The 203-nt window shown below is 71.4% G+C and carries 1 protein-coding gene; it reads right to left on the bottom strand.

All coding sequences use genetic code 11. The annotated features are described in order from the left end of the window. Positions 1-203 (bottom strand): hypothetical protein (locus tag FNX44_RS27615; RefSeq protein WP_153507828.1); only part of this gene is annotated, 203 nt, incomplete at both ends.

The following is a 203-nucleotide window of genomic DNA, read 5'->3' as shown; positions in this document are numbered from 1 at the left end:
TTGAAGTTGCCCATCAGGGGTCCCTCGCCGGGGTCGCCGGAGAGGATGAGGCCCTGTGCGCCGAGCTCCTTCGTCCGCTGCATCACCGGCTCGAAGGAGGAGCGGGAGGCACCGGCGGAGCTGCGGGCGAGGATGAGCCGCAGGCCGACGTCGCGGGCGAACGGCAGGTACTCCAGCAGCGGGTTGAGCGGGTTGGCGCCGCT

This window comes from Streptomyces alkaliterrae (assembly GCF_007097205.2).
GTDB lineage: Bacteria > Actinomycetota > Actinomycetes > Streptomycetales > Streptomycetaceae > Streptomyces > Streptomyces alkaliterrae.
This window is presented reverse-complemented; position numbering and strand designations above follow the sequence as displayed.